General features: G+C 68.2%; 14 protein-coding genes. 8 read left to right on the top strand and 6 right to left on the bottom strand.

Annotated elements, in window-relative coordinates; genetic code table 11:
* Window positions 1-51 precede the first annotated feature (51 nt).
* Entirely contained in the window at window positions 52-270 is a 219-nt protein-coding gene (locus V3391_RS13860) for a twin transmembrane helix small protein (RefSeq protein ID WP_159681651.1), read from the top strand.
* A 54-nt stretch (window positions 271-324) separates the two neighbouring features.
* Here V3391_RS13860 and V3391_RS13855 read toward each other — a convergent pair whose 3' ends face one another.
* The 5 genes from V3391_RS13855 to coxB are packed head-to-tail and all read right to left on the bottom strand — an operon-like array spanning window position 325 to window position 4,603.
* On the bottom strand, window positions 325-1,206 hold the full coding sequence (locus V3391_RS13855; protein WP_332079031.1) for a cytochrome c oxidase subunit 3: 882 nt from the start codon (window positions 1,204-1,206) through the stop codon (window positions 325-327).
* A 49-nt stretch (window positions 1,207-1,255) separates the two neighbouring features.
* Window positions 1,256-1,870 (bottom strand): cytochrome c oxidase assembly protein, encoded by a 615-nt coding sequence (locus tag V3391_RS13850; protein ID WP_425497296.1) that lies wholly within the window; start codon window positions 1,868-1,870, stop codon window positions 1,256-1,258.
* 8 nt (window positions 1,871-1,878) lie between these two features.
* On the bottom strand, window positions 1,879-2,022 hold the full coding sequence (locus V3391_RS13845; protein WP_332079029.1) for a hypothetical protein: 144 nt from the start codon (window positions 2,020-2,022) through the stop codon (window positions 1,879-1,881).
* Window positions 2,022-3,647 carry a cytochrome c oxidase subunit I gene (gene ctaD / locus V3391_RS13840; protein ID WP_332079028.1) on the bottom strand — a complete coding sequence of 542 codons (1,626 nt, stop codon included), beginning with the start codon at window positions 3,645-3,647 and terminating at the stop codon, window positions 2,022-2,024. Before ctaD ends, V3391_RS13845 begins: the two co-directional genes overlap by 1 nt.
* A 20-nt stretch (window positions 3,648-3,667) precedes the next feature.
* On the bottom strand, window positions 3,668-4,603 hold the full coding sequence (gene coxB, locus V3391_RS13835; protein WP_332079027.1) for a cytochrome c oxidase subunit II: 936 nt from the start codon (window positions 4,601-4,603) through the stop codon (window positions 3,668-3,670).
* Window positions 4,604-4,893: 290 nt separating this feature from the next.
* Here coxB and V3391_RS13830 point away from each other — a divergent pair, with 290 nt between their 5' ends.
* The 3 genes from V3391_RS13830 (at window position 4,894) to V3391_RS13820 (ending at window position 10,003) form a co-directional block, all read left to right on the top strand.
* Entirely contained in the window at window positions 4,894-5,520 is a 627-nt protein-coding gene (locus V3391_RS13830) for a hypothetical protein (RefSeq protein WP_332079026.1), read from the top strand.
* A gap of 91 nt (window positions 5,521-5,611) precedes the next feature.
* Window positions 5,612-8,812: a bifunctional proline dehydrogenase/L-glutamate gamma-semialdehyde dehydrogenase PutA gene (putA, locus tag V3391_RS13825; protein WP_332079025.1), complete on the top strand. Its 3,201-nt coding sequence runs from the start codon at window positions 5,612-5,614 to the stop codon at window positions 8,810-8,812.
* 276 nt (window positions 8,813-9,088) lie between these two features.
* Complete coding sequence (locus V3391_RS13820; protein ID WP_332079024.1) at window positions 9,089-10,003, top strand: AEC family transporter; 915 nt, start codon at window positions 9,089-9,091, stop codon at window positions 10,001-10,003.
* Between the two features lie 142 nt (window positions 10,004-10,145).
* Here V3391_RS13820 and V3391_RS13815 read toward each other — a convergent pair whose 3' ends face one another.
* Entirely contained in the window at window positions 10,146-11,492 is a 1,347-nt protein-coding gene (locus tag V3391_RS13815; RefSeq protein WP_332079023.1) for an OmpP1/FadL family transporter, read from the bottom strand.
* 225 nt (window positions 11,493-11,717) lie between these two features.
* Here V3391_RS13815 and V3391_RS13810 point away from each other — a divergent pair, with 225 nt between their 5' ends.
* From V3391_RS13810 to V3391_RS13795, 4 genes are all read left to right on the top strand, one after another.
* Complete coding sequence (locus tag V3391_RS13810; protein ID WP_232136271.1) at window positions 11,718-12,416, top strand: rhomboid family intramembrane serine protease; 699 nt, start codon at window positions 11,718-11,720, stop codon at window positions 12,414-12,416.
* A 23-nt stretch (window positions 12,417-12,439) separates the two neighbouring features.
* Complete coding sequence (locus V3391_RS13805) at window positions 12,440-12,763, top strand: DUF1820 family protein (protein ID WP_332079022.1); 324 nt, start codon at window positions 12,440-12,442, stop codon at window positions 12,761-12,763.
* A gap of 122 nt (window positions 12,764-12,885) precedes the next feature.
* Entirely contained in the window at window positions 12,886-14,571 is a 1,686-nt protein-coding gene (locus V3391_RS13800; RefSeq protein ID WP_332079021.1) for an electron transfer flavoprotein-ubiquinone oxidoreductase, read from the top strand.
* A 100-nt stretch (window positions 14,572-14,671) separates the two neighbouring features.
* Window positions 14,672-15,187 carry a c-type cytochrome gene (locus V3391_RS13795; RefSeq protein WP_332079020.1) on the top strand — a complete coding sequence of 172 codons (516 nt, stop codon included), beginning with the start codon at window positions 14,672-14,674 and terminating at the stop codon, window positions 15,185-15,187.
* The last annotated feature ends 24 nt before the right edge of the window (window positions 15,188-15,211 follow it).

The raw sequence follows: 15,211 nt of genomic DNA, 5'->3' as shown, positions 1-15,211 counted from the left end.
GGACTGCAATAATCGGCGCACACACCCAGTGTTCCGGAGCCTGCGATGGTGATGAACGATTCGCTGAAGTTGCTGCTGATCATCGCCTTCGTGCTGCTGATCCTGTGGAACCTGGGCAGCGCGCTGTACTACATGATGACCGACAAGGGCACGACCGACCGCACGGTGAAAGCGCTCACGCGCCGCATCGGCCTGTCGGTCGGACTGATCCTGCTGGTGCTGCTGGCGATCTGGATGGGCTGGATCAAGCCGCATGGCGTTTACGGCTGAGGCCGGAAGTGGGAAGCGGGCGGCGGCGACGCGCCGCCCGGCGTCGACGCGTCGTCAGACGACGTAGACGAACAGGAACAGGATCAGCCAGACCACGTCCACGAAGTGCCAGTACCAGGCGACCGCTTCGAACGCGAAGTGGTTCTCCTTGGTGAAGTGGCCGCGATAGCAGCGCAGCCAGATCACGATCAGCATGATCGTGCCGAGCGTCACGTGCGCGCCGTGGAAGCCGGTGAGCATGAAGAACGTCGAGCCGTAGATGCCCGAGCCCATCGTCAGGTTCAGATCGCGGTAGGCGTGGACGTATTCCTCGATCTGGAAGAACAGGAACACGCAGCCGAGCAGGATCGTCGCGCCGAGAAACACCAGCAGCTGGGTGCGGTGCGCGGCGCGCAGCGCGTGGTGGGCGATGGTGATGGTGATGCCCGACGCCAGCAGGATCAGCGTGTTGAGCAGCGGCAGACCCCAGGCCGGAATCGTCTGGAACGCGCCGCCGACATCGCCTGGGCCGGCCGACGGCCATGCCGCGCTGTAGCCGTCCCACAGCACCGCATTGGTCATCGCGCCCGAGCCTTCGCCGCCCAGCCACGGCAGCGACAGCGTGCGCGCGTAGAACAGCGCGCCGAAGAACGCGGCGAAGAACATGATCTCCGAGAAGATGAACCACACCATCCCCATGCGGAACGACAGGTCGACCTGCTTGTTGTAGTAGCCCGACACCGATTCGAGCACGACGTCGGCGAACCACTTGAACAGGATCAGCGCCAGCACCGCGATGCCGACGAAGAACATCGGCCGGCCCCAGGTGTGTTCGTTGAACCAGCTGGCCAGGCCCAGCATCGTGACGAACAGCGCCACCGAGGCGAACACCGGCCACTTGCTGTCATGCGGCACGAAATAGAGGTCGGGGTCCTGCTCGGGCTTGGCGTGGGCCATGGCGGTGTCCGGATCGTCGATGCGTGGTTCGGGAAAGTGCGGTACGGGCTCAGGGCGCCGCGGCCACACCGGGACTGTTGCGTACCGGCGCCGCGTGGGCGGTCAGACGCGAGGTGAGGACATCGTTCTTGAAGAAGGTGTAGCTCAGCGTGACCGTGTTGACGTCCTTCGGCAACGACGGGTCGATGATGAAACGCACCGGCATGTCGCGCGTCTCACCGGCCTGCAGGGTCTGCGCGGTGAAACAGAAGCACTCGGTCTTCTGGAAAAATCCCGACGCGCGCGCCGGTGCCACCGACGGCGTGGCGCTGCCGACGACGGCCGCGACGCTGTCGTTGTGCGCGTAGTACGTGGTCTCGTACTGCTTGCCGACGCGCACGCGCATGCGGGTGTCGTTGGGGCGGAAGGACCACGGCAGATGCGAGTTCACCGTCGCGTCGAACTCGACCGTGACCCAGCGCTCTGCCGGCGTCGCGCTCGTCGCCGGCGCGGCGACCGCGCTGTTCTCGAGTCGGATGCCGAACACTTTCTCGCAGGCGATGCGGTACAGCGGCACCAGCGAGAACGTGAACGCGAACGCGGCGATCGACACGCCGACCAGCTTGCCGATGCCGAATGTCGTCGACTTCGGCCGGGTGTCGGTGCGTACGTCCGTGGGCTGCATGTCGTCGCTCATGACAGCAGCACGCCGCGCGCGATGAAACTGATGTAGACCAGTGCCGCGATCGCGCCGACGACCACCGCTGTGCGCCGCGCGCGGCGGCGACGGGCAGCGAGATCGGAACCGGGATCGGGCGTGGTCATCGCGAGCTGCATCAGTGGCTGATGTCGTCGTGGGCCAGATCGCCCGCCTTGATCACCGGCGGCTTGGCGAAGGTGTGGTGCGGGGCCGGCGACGGCACCGTCCACTCCAGACCGCGCGCGCCTTCCCACGACCGCGCCGCGGCGGGCGCGCCGCGCAGCTTCGAGTGCAGCAGGATCGCGAACATCATGAAGGGCGTGGCGAACATGCCGAACGCGCCGATCGAGCTGATCAGGTTCCAGTCCGCGAACACGACGTTGTAGTCGGGAATGCGGCGCGGCATGCCGGCCAGGCCGAGGAAGTGCTGCGGGAAGAACAGCAGGTTGACGAAGATGATCGTCCACCAGAAATGCACCTTCGCCCAGAACTCGCTGTACATGCGTCCGGTCCACTTCGGCCACCAGTAGTACGTGGCCGCGATGATCGAAAACAGCGCGCCGGTCACCAGCACGTAGTGGAAGTGCGCGACGACGAAATAGGTGTCGTGGTACTGGAAGTCGGCCGGCACGATCGCGAGCATCAGGCCCGAGAAGCCGCCGATGGTGAACAGGATCACGAACGCGATCGCCCACAGCATCGGCGCCTCGAACGTCATCGCGCCGCGCCACATCGTCGACACCCAGTTGAACACCTTCACGCCGGTCGGAATCGCGATCAGCATTGTCGCGAACATGAAGTAGATCTCACCGCCGAGCGGCATGCCGACGGTGAACATGTGGTGCGCCCACACGATGAAGCTCAGGAACGCGATCGACGCGGTCGCGTAGACCATCGCCTGGTAGCCGAACAGCGGCTTGCGCGAGAACGTCGGCAGGATTTCCGAGACCACGCCGAACGCCGGCAGGATCATGATGTAGACCTCGGGGTGCCCGAAGAACCAGAAGATGTGCTGGTACATCACCGGGTCGCCGCCGCCGGCCGCGTTGAAGAACGAGGTCATGAAGAACTTGTCGGTCAGCAGCATCGTGACCGCGCCGGCCAGCACCGGCATCACCGCGATCAGCAGGAACGCGGTGATCAGCCAGGTCCAGCAGAAGATCGGCATCTTCAACAGGTCCACGCCCGGGGCGCGCATGTTGAGGATGGTCGCGATGACGTTGATCGCGCCCATGATCGAGCTGATGCCCATCATGTGGATGGCGAAGATCGTCAGCGACACGCTGCTGCCGCCCTGCAGCGACAGCGGCGGATACAGCGTCCAGCCACCGGCCGGGCCACCGCCGGGCAGGAACAGCGTCATCAGCAGCAGCGTGAACGCGAACGGCAGGATCCAGAACGACCAGTTGTTCATGCGCGGCAGCGCCATGTCCGGCGCGCCGATCTGCAGCGGAATCATCCAGTTCGCCAGGCCGACGAAGGCCGGCATCACGCCACCGAAGATCATCACCAGCGCGTGCATGGTGGTCATCTGGTTGAAGAACGTCGGGCTGACGTGCTGCAGGCCAGGTGCGGCGAGTTCGGTGCGGATGATCACGCTCATCGCCGCGCCGATGACGAACATCATGAAGGAGAACAGCAGATACAGCGTGCCGATGTCCTTGTGGTTGGTGGAGAAGAACCAGCGCTGGACGAACCCCTGCGGATGGGCATGGTGATCGTCGTGGTGCGCGTCAGCGGTGGCGGGGTGCGTCGTCGACATGTGCGGTGTGCCTCGATCGATCAGCCGGCCGCGGGCGCGGCAGGGGCGGACGGGGACTGCGTGGCGGAGGCGGCGGCCTCGGCAGGCGCGGCGTCAGGCGACGGTGCGGGTGCGGGTGCGGCGTCGGCGGGGCCGGGTTCGCCCGGCGACGGAATGGCCGGCGCGTTCTTGGCCTTCTCGGCGGCGAGCCAGGTGTCGAACTCCTCCGGCGACACGGCGCGCACGACGATCGGCATGAAACCGTGGTCCTTGCCGCACAGCTCCGCGCACTGGCCGCGGTAGACGCCCGGCTCGAGGATTTCGGTCCACGCCTCGTTGACCAGGCCCGGAATCGCATCCTGCTTCCAGCCGAAGGCCGGCACCCACCAGGAATGGATCACGTCGTCGGCGGTCACGACGAAGCGGATCTTGGTGTTGGTGGGCAGCACCAGCTGGTTGTCGACGTCGAGCAGGTAATGGCCGTGCGCGTCGAGCTCGGCGCGCGTGGTGTCGCGGCTCTGGCGCAGGCGGTCGCTCTCGCGGTCGAGGCGGCTGGTCAGCGTGACGTCCTCGCCCATGTACTCGTACTTCCACATCCACTGCACGCCGGTGACCTTGACGGTCATCGTCGCGTCGCGCGTGTCGTACATCGCGATCAGCTTCTGCGTGGCCGGCACCGCCATCAGCACCAGGATGACGATCGGGACGACGGTCCAGATGACTTCGGCGGTGGTGTTGTGGGTGAACTGCGCCGCGGTGACCCCGCGCGACTTGCGGAAGCGGAACATCGCCACCGCCATCGCACCGAACACCAGCACGCCGATCACCACGCAGACCCACAGCGCGAGCATGTGCGCGTCGTAGGCGTGCTGGGCGGAGGTCGTGACACCGCGGCCCATGTTGAGCTGCCACGGCTTGGGGTCTGCGGACTGCGCCAGAACGTTCGTCGATGCCAGAAGCGCGGCAGCGCCCCCCATCCACAGTCTGGACGCGTACCTGTTGGAACAAGCGCCTTGCTTCACATCGGACCCCATACCTGAGCTGGCCTTGGTGCTGGCGGGAACGCGTCCGTCCTCGCCCGGCAATGGGTGCCGGGAGATATCGCAGGAGCGGCGGCGTGCTGCGAATAACGCATGAATGGTAGCTGTCGGCGTTCGGCAGGGGCAAGCCGCGCTGCCGCAACCGCTGCGACCCCTCGGGTCGGCCCGGGTGTCGAGAGGCGCCGACGCGGGCTATAGCCTGTCTTACGCAGCCCGAGGATACCCCCATGGCCCACCGTTCTCCCGTTTCTCCGCCGATGCCGGTCGATGGCGGTGTGCGCCGCTCGCAGACCCTGCGCGCCCTGCCCGCCTCGAACACGGCCACGCGCCGGGGTTTCGGGGGCCTTCTGCCCACGCGCCAGCGCTTGCGGCTGGACCTGCGCGATGCCGACGGCCACGGCGGCAGCTTCACCGCCGACGACATCCTCGGCGCCGGTGCGCGGCGGCATGGCGAGCATGGCCCGCGCGTGCGCCTGCCCGACGTGCTGGAGGGCAGCTTCGCCGACGCCGCCGCCCAGTGCCTGGCCGTGGCCGAATCGGTGATCGGCCTGCATCGCACGCGGCTGTATCTCGATCCGCTCGATCGCAGCGGCACCGCGCGCGGCAACGGTCTGTTGATCGAATGGCGGCAGCCGCACGGCGACGCGCCGATGATCGAAAGCGTGACGCTGGAGACCTTCTGCGGTGGCCATTGGCACCCGCGCGCGGGCACGCTGCCGCCGGCGCACGGCGCGGCGATGGTCGAGCTGGCGGCCTGCATGCCGCGGCTGCTGCAGCCATTGACCGCACTGGCCGCCACCCATGCGCGCGTGCGCTTCGCGATGCGGACCTACGACGCCCCCGTCATCGCCTGAACACGACGCCCGTTTCCGGGCGTGTTTCGCACAGTGATGGAGCCGGCCGGCAGGCTAGAATTCCGCTTCTGTCTCTGCCGGTCGTCACGCCTTGAACGCCAGTCCGTCGCCCGCCGCGCCTGCGGCCTCCCTTCAGCCGCAGCGCGACGCGATCACCGCCGCGTGGACCGGCGATGAAACCGAGCGCGTCCATGCGCTGCTGGCCGAAGCACGCCAGCCCGACGCCGACCGCGCCGCGATCCAGGCCACCGCCGCCGATCTGGTCCGCCGCGTGCGTCTGCGCGCGCAGGACCGCGGCGCGATCGAGGCCTTCATGCAGCAGTACGACCTCGGCAGCGAGGAAGGCGTGCTGCTGATGTGCGTTGCCGAAGCGCTGCTGCGCATTCCGGACGAAGACACCGCCGATGCGCTGATCCGCGACAAGCTGGGCGAAGCCAACTGGCGCAAGCACATGGGCCAGTCCGATTCGGTGCTGGTCAATGCGTCGACCTGGGGCCTGATGCTGACCGGCCGCCTGGTCGATCTGGCCGACGACACCAAGCGCAACGTGCACAACGCCTTCCAGCGCCTGATCGGCCGCGTCGGCGAGCCGGTGATCCGCCTCGCGGTGCGCCAGGCGATGCGGATCATGGGCCACCAGTTCGTCATGGGCCGCACGATCGGCGAAGCGCTGACGCGCTCGCGCAAGGGCGACAACGCGGCGTATCGCTATTCGTTCGACATGCTCGGCGAGGCCGCGCTGACCCAGCACGACGCCGACCGGTATCTGAAGGCCTACCGCGATGCGATCGATGCGATCGGAAATTCCAGCCATCGCCAAGGCGATGGCGCCGGGTCGTTCGAAGACGAAATCACCGCGCCGTCGATCTCGGTCAAGCTGTCCGCGCTGCATCCGCGCTACGAACACGCCAAGCATGACCGCGTCCTCGCCGAACTCGCGCCGCGCCTGCGCGATCTCGCCCAGCGCGCGAAGGGCTATCGCATCGGCCTGACCGTCGACGCCGAGGAGGCCGATCGCCTGGAGCTGTCGCTCGACGTCATCGAAACCGCACTCACCGATGCCTCGCTGGCCGGCTGGCACGGCTTCGGCATCGTCGTGCAGGCCTACCAGAAGCGCGCGCCGTTCGTGATCGACTGGATCGCAGCCCTCGCCCGCGCGCACGGCCGTCGCATTCCGGTGCGCCTGGTCAAGGGCGCGTACTGGGACAGCGAGGTCAAGCGCGCCCAGGTCGAAGGCCATCCGGGCTACCCGGTGTTCACGCGCAAGCCCAACACCGACGTCAGCTACCTCGCCAACGCGCGCCGCCTGCTGTCGGCGACCGATGCGATCTATCCGATGTTCGCCACGCACAACGCGCACACGATCGCGGCGGTGCACCGGCTGGGGATGACGCTGCGCAACGACGCCGGCGCGAAGCCCTACGAATTCCAGAAGCTGCACGGCATGGGTGACGACCTCTACGCCGAAGTGATCCCGGCTGATCGTCTCGACGTGCCCTGCCGCGTGTATGCGCCGGTCGGCTCGCACGAGGACCTGCTGCCGTATCTGGTGCGTCGCCTGCTCGAGAACGGCGCCAACTCCAGCTTCGTCAACCGCATCAGCGACGAGGACGTCGCGATCGACGACCTGATCCGCGACCCGGTCGAAGTCGTCGCCGGTTTCGAATCCATTCCCCATCCCCGCATTCCGCTGCCGGTCGATCTCTTCCGCAGCCAGTTCCAAGACAGGAGCAATTCCATGGGCGTCAACCTCGCCAACGACGCACAGCTCGCCACGCTGGCCGCGCAGATCCAGGCCGCGACCGGTCCGTGGACCGCGGGCCCGCTGGTGCCGGGCGCGACCAGCGCCGGCGCGACCGTCGAGGTCACCAGCCCCGCCGACCGCCGCGTGCGCGTGGGCCAGTGGCAGGCCGCCGACAGCGCGACCGTCGAGCAGGCGCTGCGCAATGCGACCGACGCGCACGCGGACTGGAACGCCGTGCCGGCCGCCTCGCGCGCGGCGATCCTCGAGCACGCCGCCGACCTGCTGGAATCGCGCACGCCCGACTACATCGCGATGTGCACGCGCGAAGCCGGCAAGACGATTCCCGACGGCGTGGCCGAAGTCCGCGAAGCGGTGGATTTCCTGCGCTATTACGCCGCCGAGGCGCGCCGCCTGTTCGTCGTCGAGGCGCTGCCCGGCCCGACCGGCGAGTCCAACAGCCTGCAGCTCTCCGGCCGCGGCGTGTTCGTGTGCATCAGCCCATGGAATTTCCCGCTGGCGATCTTCGCCGGCCAGATCGCCGCCGCCCTCGCGGCGGGCAATACCGTGATCGCCAAGGCCGCCGAGCAGACCACGCTGGTCGGCCACGCCGCAGTCAAGCTGCTGCATGAAGCCGGCGTGCCGGCGCACGTGCTGCAGTACGTGCCCGGCGATGGCGCCAGCGTCGGCGCGGCGCTCACCGCAGATCCGCGCGTCGCCGGCGTCGTGTTCACCGGCTCCAATGCGACCGCACTGGCGATCAACCGCGCGCTCGCCGCGCGCGACGGCGCGATCGGCACGCTGATCGCCGAGACGGGCGGCCAGAACGCGCTGATCGCCGACTCCTCGGCGCTGCCCGAACAGCTGGTCAAGGACGCACTGGGTTCGGCGTTCACCTCGGCCGGCCAGCGCTGCTCGGCCGCGCGCGTGCTGTTCGTGCAGGACGACATCGCCGACAAGGTGATCGGCATGCTCGCCGGCGCGATGCAGGAACTCACCGTGGGCGATCCCGCGCTGCTGTCGACCGACGTCGGCCCGGTGATCGACGCCGACGCGCTGCGCATGCTCGACGCGCACGCCGAGCGTATGGCCAGCGAAGCGCGCCTGATCGCGACCACGCCGGTCGGCCCCGAGGTCGCCCACGGCACCTTCTTCGCGCCGCGCGCGTGGGAGCTGCAGTCGCTGACCCAGCTGCAGCGCGAGAACTTCGGCCCGGCGCTGCACGTGATCCGCTGGAAGGCCGACCAGCTCGACGCCGTGATCGATGCGATCAACAACACCGGCTACGGCCTGACGCTCGGCATCCACTCGCGCATCGACGAGACCGTCGAGAAGATCAGCGCGCGCGCCCGCGTCGGCAACGTCTACGTCAACCGCAACCAGATCGGCGCGGTCGTCGGCGTGCAGCCCTTCGGCGGCCAGCGCTTGTCGGGCACCGGCCCCAAGGCCGGCGGCTCGCACTACCTGCCGCGCTTCACCACCGAGAAGACCGTGACCATCAACACCACGGCGGCGGGTGGCAATGCGTCGCTGCTGACGCTCGGCGAGTAATCGCGGCTTGCGCGGCATGCCGCGCGCGATGACGAGTGCCCGCTGTGCTTCGGCGATCAGCGGCGCTTTGGTCGCGGCAGATGATTCGCCGCAATCCGTTCGGCCGGAATACTGCTCGCTGAGTGAGATCCCCTGATCAGCAAAATGCTCTGATCGCGAGCGGCCCTCACCCCAACCCCTCTCCCGGAGGGAGAGGGGCTTGAAGCGCGTTGCGAGGCCGACACGTTCGCATATGCCCGCTAAGATCCTGCGTTCCCCACGTCACCTCCGGCCCCGATGGCCTTCGACGCCTTTGCCCTGATCCTGGCGATGCTCGCGCTGGGCATGCTGTTCGCCCGGTTGCGGGTGATGCCGGCCAATGCCGCCGAGGTGCTCAACCTCGTCGTGCTCTACGTCTGTCTGCCGGCCGCGGTGCTGGTGCACGTGCCGAAGCTGAGCTTCGATGCGACCCTGCTCGGCGTCGCGGCGACGCCGTGGCTGCTCGCGGTCGCGACGCTCGCGCTGGTGTTGCCGCTGGCGCGCGGGCTGAAGTTCCGGCGCGACGAGACCGCGGTGCTGCTGCTGTGCGTGGCGCTGTGCAACAGCAGTTTCATCGGCTATCCGATGGTCGCGGCGCTACTGGGCGAGGACGCGGTGGCCTACGCGGTGGTCTACGACCAGTTCGGCACCTTCGTGCTGCTGTCGACGTTCGGCCTGACGATCCTCGCGCGCTACAGCGGCGACACGCCGCCGGGCTGGCGCGACATCGCGCGGCGCATCGTGCGGTTTCCGCCGGTGTGGGCGCTCGCGTTCGGCCTGACCCTGATGCCGGCCGCGCCGCCGGCCTGGATCGCCTCGGCGCTGGAGAATCTGGCCGGCGCGCTGCTGCCGCTGGTGATGCTGGCGGTCGGCCTGTCGATCCAGCTGCGCATGCCGCGCGACGAGATCCGTCCGCTGGCGGCCGGGCTGGTGCTGAAACTGCTGGTGATGCCGGCGATCGCGCTGCCGCTGTCGCTGCTGTTCGGCATGTCCGGAACGATGCTGCAGACGAACGTGCTGGAGTCGGCGATGCCGAGCATGATCACCGCCGCGGCGCTGGCGATCGCGCAGGGACTGGCGCCGCGGCTTGCGGCAGCACTGGTCGGTTACGGGATCCTGCTGTCGCTGGTGACCTTGCCGGCGTGGTCGTGGGTGCTGGGGCGGTTCGCATGACCACGACGCCGCCGGTTCGCGGTGATGGGTTTCGCAGCGCGCGATCCGGCCGGCGCGGGAACGCCCTTCGCGCGCGAGCGCGCTCCCACAACGAAAAAGCCCCGCCGGAGCGGGGCTTTCTCTTGTCACGATGTCGCGTGGATCAGAAGCGGTACTGCGCCGACACGCCGAACAGGTTGGCGTCGCCGTCGAAGTTGCCGGCCACGCGGCTGCCGCCGCTGGTGGTGTCGATCTTCGGATCGCGCGGTGCGATGTGCGTGTACGCGAAGTTGACGTCGAACGCGTCGCTCATCGCCCAGGTCGCACCGACCGAGTAGAAGATGCGGTTCGCATCGGGCAGACGCGGGGTGCGGTGCTCGAGGCTGGTCGGGGTTTCGTCGTACGCGACGCCGCCACGGAGCTTCCAGCTGTCGTTGAGCTTGAACTCGGCGCCGACGGCGGCGAAGTACGTGTCCTTCCACTCGAAGGGCTCGACCGAATCCGGATCCGGGTTGTCGAACTGGATGCGGACTTCGCGCAGCGAGGACCAGTCGGTCCGCGCGTACGTGGCCGACAGCTGCAGGGCATCGGTGACCTGCCAGGCGGCGCCGACGTTGAGGATCGACGGGGTGGTCAGCTCGGCGGTGACCGCGCCGTCCTGGAACAGCGGACGGGTGGACGGGTTGGCGCTGAACACGGCGCTGACGTTGCCCGGCACGGTCCAGTCGGCGGTGCCTTCCAGCTCGTAGTCGATCTCGGAGCGGTAGCTGACGCCGATCGACAGGTTGTCGGTCGGACGCAGGTTCGCGCCGAGGATGTAGCCGAAGCCGTTGTCGTCGCCCTGCACTTCGGCCAGGCCGTCGGCGGCCTGCGGACGCGCGAACGGCAGCGGACGGGTCTGCGGGTTGGCGAACAGCAGCGAACCGAAGTCCACGGCCTTCGACAGGGTGACGTCGGCGCGCGAGGCGATGACGCCCAGGCCCACCGAGAAGCGGTCGGTGATGTCGATCGCGCCCGACAGGGTCAGGTCGACGATCTTCACGTCCGACGTCTGCGCGGCGTAACGGCCGACCCAGCCCGCGTCGTATTCGGTCTTCAGACCGAACGGCGCGCTGATCATCGCGCCCAGCGCGACGCCGTTGTCGAGCTTGTGCACGACCGACAGCGCCGGGATCGGGGTCACGTCGCCGGCGTTGCCGCCGTTGCTGCCCGTGAGCGGACGGCCGAGCGCGTCGGTGCCACTGCCCTGGAACTCGTAGTTGAGGTCGATGACGGTCAGGTCGGCCTGCACCGTGGTGCCGGTGAACTGGGTCATCACCGCCGGGTTGTTGGTCACGACCGAGCTGTCGCCGGTCTTGGCGGCGGTGCCGGCGAAGGCGCTGCCCTGCGACTTGACGCTGTTTTCCTTGAGCTGGAAGCCGGCTGCATTGGCCTGGCCTGCGAGCGCCAGCGCGGCGGCGATGCCGACGGCGAGGACGGTGTTGCGCGTGTAGCGGGGGGTGGTAGCCATGTGTCGTGTTCTCTCCCGAACAGGTGTTGTGGTGATGCTGCGCCTGGCGTGGACGGGTCCCCCTCCGTCCGCCACCACCTGTCGGAATTCCCCTCCCGAACGCGCGTAGCGGGCGCACTATACCGTACGATTGCGTGTGGAAAACTTGCTGCGATGCGGCATTGCCGCGGTCCGTTTCCCGTCCGCTTTACCGGCCCTGCGACGGCCCTCGACAATGGTCGCCCGATGTTCGTCTCGATCCCAAACCGGCATGCGCGCACCCCCTTCCGCTGGGCGGTGCCGATGCTGTGCGCGCTGCTGTGGCTGGCGTTCCTGTGGGCGAGCACGCGTTCGGCCAACGAGCACTACACGCTGCTGCTCGACTGGGGCGCGCTGTACGGCGGGCCGGTCGGGACCGACGGCACGCTGGTGAACTGGCTCGACGCCGGGCCGTGGCTGCGCCTGGTGACCGCGCTGTTCCTGCATGCGGACTGGGCGCACCTGCTCGGCAACCTGGTGTTCCTGCTGATCTTCGGCCTGCCGGCCGAACGCCTGATGGGCGCGTGGCGGCTGCTGGTGCTCTTCATCGTCGGCGGCGCGCTAGCGAACCTGTCGGCGGTGCTGGCGATCGGCGCGCCGGACCGGTTGATCATCGGCGCGAGTGGCGCGGTGTCGGCGTTGATCGGTGCGTATCTCGCGCTGTTTCCGCGCGCGCGGCTCGGCGTGGTGGTGCCGCTGGGCCTGTTCCTCGAATTCGTGCGCGCGCCGGCGTCGTTGCTGATCGGCGTGTGGGCGGTACTGCAGGTGATCTTCGCCTACATCGGCCCGGCCTTCGGCGCCGTCGCCTGGACCGCGCATCTGGCAGGATTCCTGTTCGGCGTGGTCTTCGCGCTGATCTCGCGGCACGCCATCGGCCAGCGGCTGCGGCGGCTCAAGGGCTATTGAGAGCGGCGCTCTATAATCGGCGCATGACAGGCAAGACACTCTACAGGGTCACGTTCCTCAGCCACGGCAAGGTCTACGCGCTGTATGCGCGGCAGGTCGAGAGCGGCCGGCTGTGGGGGTTCGTCGAAGTCTCGGATCTGGTGTTCGACGTGCACGACGGCCTCGTCGTCGATCCGACCGAGGAACGCCTGCGTGACGAGTTCGCCGGCACGCGCACGCTGCACCTGCCGATGCAGAGCGTGCTGCGCGTCGAAGAAGTCGAGAAGAAAGGTCCGTCGGCGATCCGCGACGCGTCCACCGGCGAAACCGTGGTCACGCCGTTTCCGCTGCCTGCGCGGCCGCGCTGACTCCTGCACGACACGGCCCCGCCGGGGCACCGCGTTACACTCGCCGGCCCACGCGGCCATCGCGTGCCGGCTGCGAAGCTGGCTCCACGCGCCGCCACCCAGGCACACCGCCCAAGGCAACGATGACCACTCCCCAGGCACTGCTCGACACCCACGGCCCACGCGAATCGATGGAGTACGATGTCGTCGTCGTGGGCGCAGGCCCCGGCGGACTGGCGACGGCGATCCGGCTCAAGCAGCTGGCCGCCGAAGCGGGCCGCGAGGTCTCGGTCTGCGTGCTGGAGAAGGGCTCCGAGCCGGGCGCGCACATCCTGTCGGGCGCGATCATCGACCCGCGTGCGCTGACCGAACTGATTCCGGACTGGAAAGAGAAAGGCGCGCCGCTGAAGCAGGCGGTCACCCGCGACGAATTCCTGTTCCTCGACGAGAGCGGCCAGAAGTCCACGCCGGATTTCTTCCTGCCCGACTGCTTCAAGAACCACGGCAACTACATCATCAGCCTCGGCGCCCTGGTGCGCTGGCTGGCCACGCAGGCCGAAGCGCTGGGCGTGGAGATCTTCCCCGGCTTCGCGGCCGCCGAGGTGCTGTATGCCGAAGACGGCCACGTGCGCGGCGTCGCGACCGGCAACCTCGGCATCGGCAAGGACGGACAGCCGACGGCCGAATTCCAGCTCGGCATGGAGCTGCTCGCGAAGTACACGATCTTTGCCGAAGGCTCGCGCGGTCAGCTGGGTCGCGAACTGATCGCGAAGTTCGCGCTGGACGAAGGCCGCGATCCGCAGAGCTACGGCCTCGGCATCAAGGAGCTGTGGCAGATCGACCCGGCGAAGCACGAGCCGGGCCTGGTGGTGCACACGGCCGGCTGGCCGCTGACCGACGACACCTACGGCGGCTCGTTCCTGTATCACGCCGAAGACGGCAAGGTCGCGATCGGCCTGGTGGTCGGCCTCGACTACCGCAACCCGTGGCTGAGCCCGTTCGAGGAGTTCCAGCGCTTCAAGACGCATCCGGCGATCCGCAAGTATCTAGAAGGCGGCAAGCGCATCGGCTACGGCGCGCGTTCGATCACCGCAGGCGGTCTGCTGTCGATCCCGAAACTCGTGTTCCCGGGCGGCGCCTTCGTCGGCTGCGAGGCCGGCACGCTCAACGCCAGCCGCATCAAGGGCAGCCACGCGGCGATCAAGACCGGCATGCTCGCCGCCGACGCCGCGTTCGCCGCGCTCGGCGAGAACCGCAGCGGCGACGAACTGGCCGCGTATCCGGTCGCGTTCGAGGCCAGCTGGCTGCACGCCGAGCTGTCGCAATCGAAGAACTTCAAGCAGTGGTTCAAGAAGGGCCGCACCACCGCGACGCTGATGACCGGCATCGAGCAGTGGCTGCTGCCCAAGCTCGGCATGCGCGTGCCGCCGTGGACGATCCACCGCGACAAGCCCGATCACGCGTGCCTCGAGCCCGCCGCGCAGCACACGAAGATCGAGTACCCGAAGCCCGATGGCGCGCTGACTTTCGACCGCCTGAGTTCGGTGTACCTGTCGAGCACCAACCACGACGAGGGCCAGCCGGCGCATCTGACGCTCAAGGATGCCTCGGTCCCGGTCGACGTGAACCTGGCGACCTACGCCGGCCCCGAAGCGCGCTACTGCCCGGCGGCGGTCTACGAATTCCTCGACGGTCCCGATGGCCCGTTCCTGCGGATCAACGCGCAGAACTGCGTGCACTGCAAGACCTGCGACATCAAGGATCCGACCCAGAACATCATCTGGGTCGCGCCGCAGGGCGGTGGTGGTCCGAACTACGCGGGGATGTGAGGTCCATGCCGGCACTGCCGGCCGGACGCAGCATTCTTGAAAACCTGCCCGTATACTCGGGCGCAGCTGTGGCCGCGGGCCATGTCGCCAAGGGTGCTTCGTGCGTAATTACGATCTCGAATTCCTCAAGCGCTTCTCGATGGTGTTGGGCTTTCTGACCATCGTGACGCTGGGCCTGATGGTGGGAGCCTGGTATCTGCACAATTCGCTGCCCACGGATGTGCCGCCGAACGTCGCCAAGCGCACCGAGGCGCGCATCGCGCCGGTCGGCGCGGTCTATGCGGGCGCGACCGGCGCCGCGTCGCAGGCAGCGGCCACTGCTGCCGCCGCAGCCGCCGCTGCTGCGCAGGTCGCTTACGGCGGCACCACCGATGGCTCGGTGATCTACCAGAACCTGTGCGCGGGCTGCCACACCTCGGGCGCCGGTGGCGCGCCGACGCTCGATCACCAGCACTGGGATGCCCGCATCGCCCAGGGCACCGAGACGCTGTACCGTCACTCGATCGAAGGCTTCACCGGCGCTGCCGGCGTGATGCCGCCGCGCGGCGGCAATCCGGCGCTCAACGACGAGCAGATGCACGCCGCGGTCGACTGGATGGTCGACAACCTCAAGTAACGCGTGCCGGGTATGTTGCCCGTC

This window comes from Luteimonas flava (assembly GCF_036584485.1).
In the GTDB taxonomy this organism is placed as follows: domain Bacteria; phylum Pseudomonadota; class Gammaproteobacteria; order Xanthomonadales; family Xanthomonadaceae; genus Luteimonas; species Luteimonas flava.
The sequence above is the reverse complement of the archived record's forward strand: the minus strand, read 5'-3'. Positions and strand labels throughout refer to the sequence as shown.

Coding starts and splice junctions, on each gene's coding strand:
- V3391_RS13800 (WP_332079021.1), top strand. CDS start 12,886: ATGACCACTCCCCAGGCACTGCTCGACACCCACGGCCCACGCGAATCG.
- V3391_RS13845 (WP_332079029.1), bottom strand. CDS start 2,022: ATGCAGCTCGCGATGACCACGCCCGATCCCGGTTCCGATCTCGCTGCC.
- V3391_RS13805 (WP_332079022.1), top strand. CDS start 12,440: ATGACAGGCAAGACACTCTACAGGGTCACGTTCCTCAGCCACGGCAAG.
- V3391_RS13860 (WP_159681651.1), top strand. CDS start 52: ATGAACGATTCGCTGAAGTTGCTGCTGATCATCGCCTTCGTGCTGCTG.
- V3391_RS13815 (WP_332079023.1), bottom strand. CDS start 11,492: ATGGCTACCACCCCCCGCTACACGCGCAACACCGTCCTCGCCGTCGGC.
- V3391_RS13855 (WP_332079031.1), bottom strand. CDS start 1,206: ATGGCCCACGCCAAGCCCGAGCAGGACCCCGACCTCTATTTCGTGCCG.
- ctaD (WP_332079028.1), bottom strand. CDS start 3,647: ATGTCGACGACGCACCCCGCCACCGCTGACGCGCACCACGACGATCAC.
- V3391_RS13850 (WP_425497296.1), bottom strand. CDS start 1,870: ATGCAGCCCACGGACGTACGCACCGACACCCGGCCGAAGTCGACGACA.
- V3391_RS13820 (WP_332079024.1), top strand. CDS start 9,089: ATGGCCTTCGACGCCTTTGCCCTGATCCTGGCGATGCTCGCGCTGGGC.
- V3391_RS13830 (WP_332079026.1), top strand. CDS start 4,894: ATGGCCCACCGTTCTCCCGTTTCTCCGCCGATGCCGGTCGATGGCGGT.
- coxB (WP_332079027.1), bottom strand. CDS start 4,603: ATGGGGGGCGCTGCCGCGCTTCTGGCATCGACGAACGTTCTGGCGCAG.
- V3391_RS13810 (WP_232136271.1), top strand. CDS start 11,718: ATGTTCGTCTCGATCCCAAACCGGCATGCGCGCACCCCCTTCCGCTGG.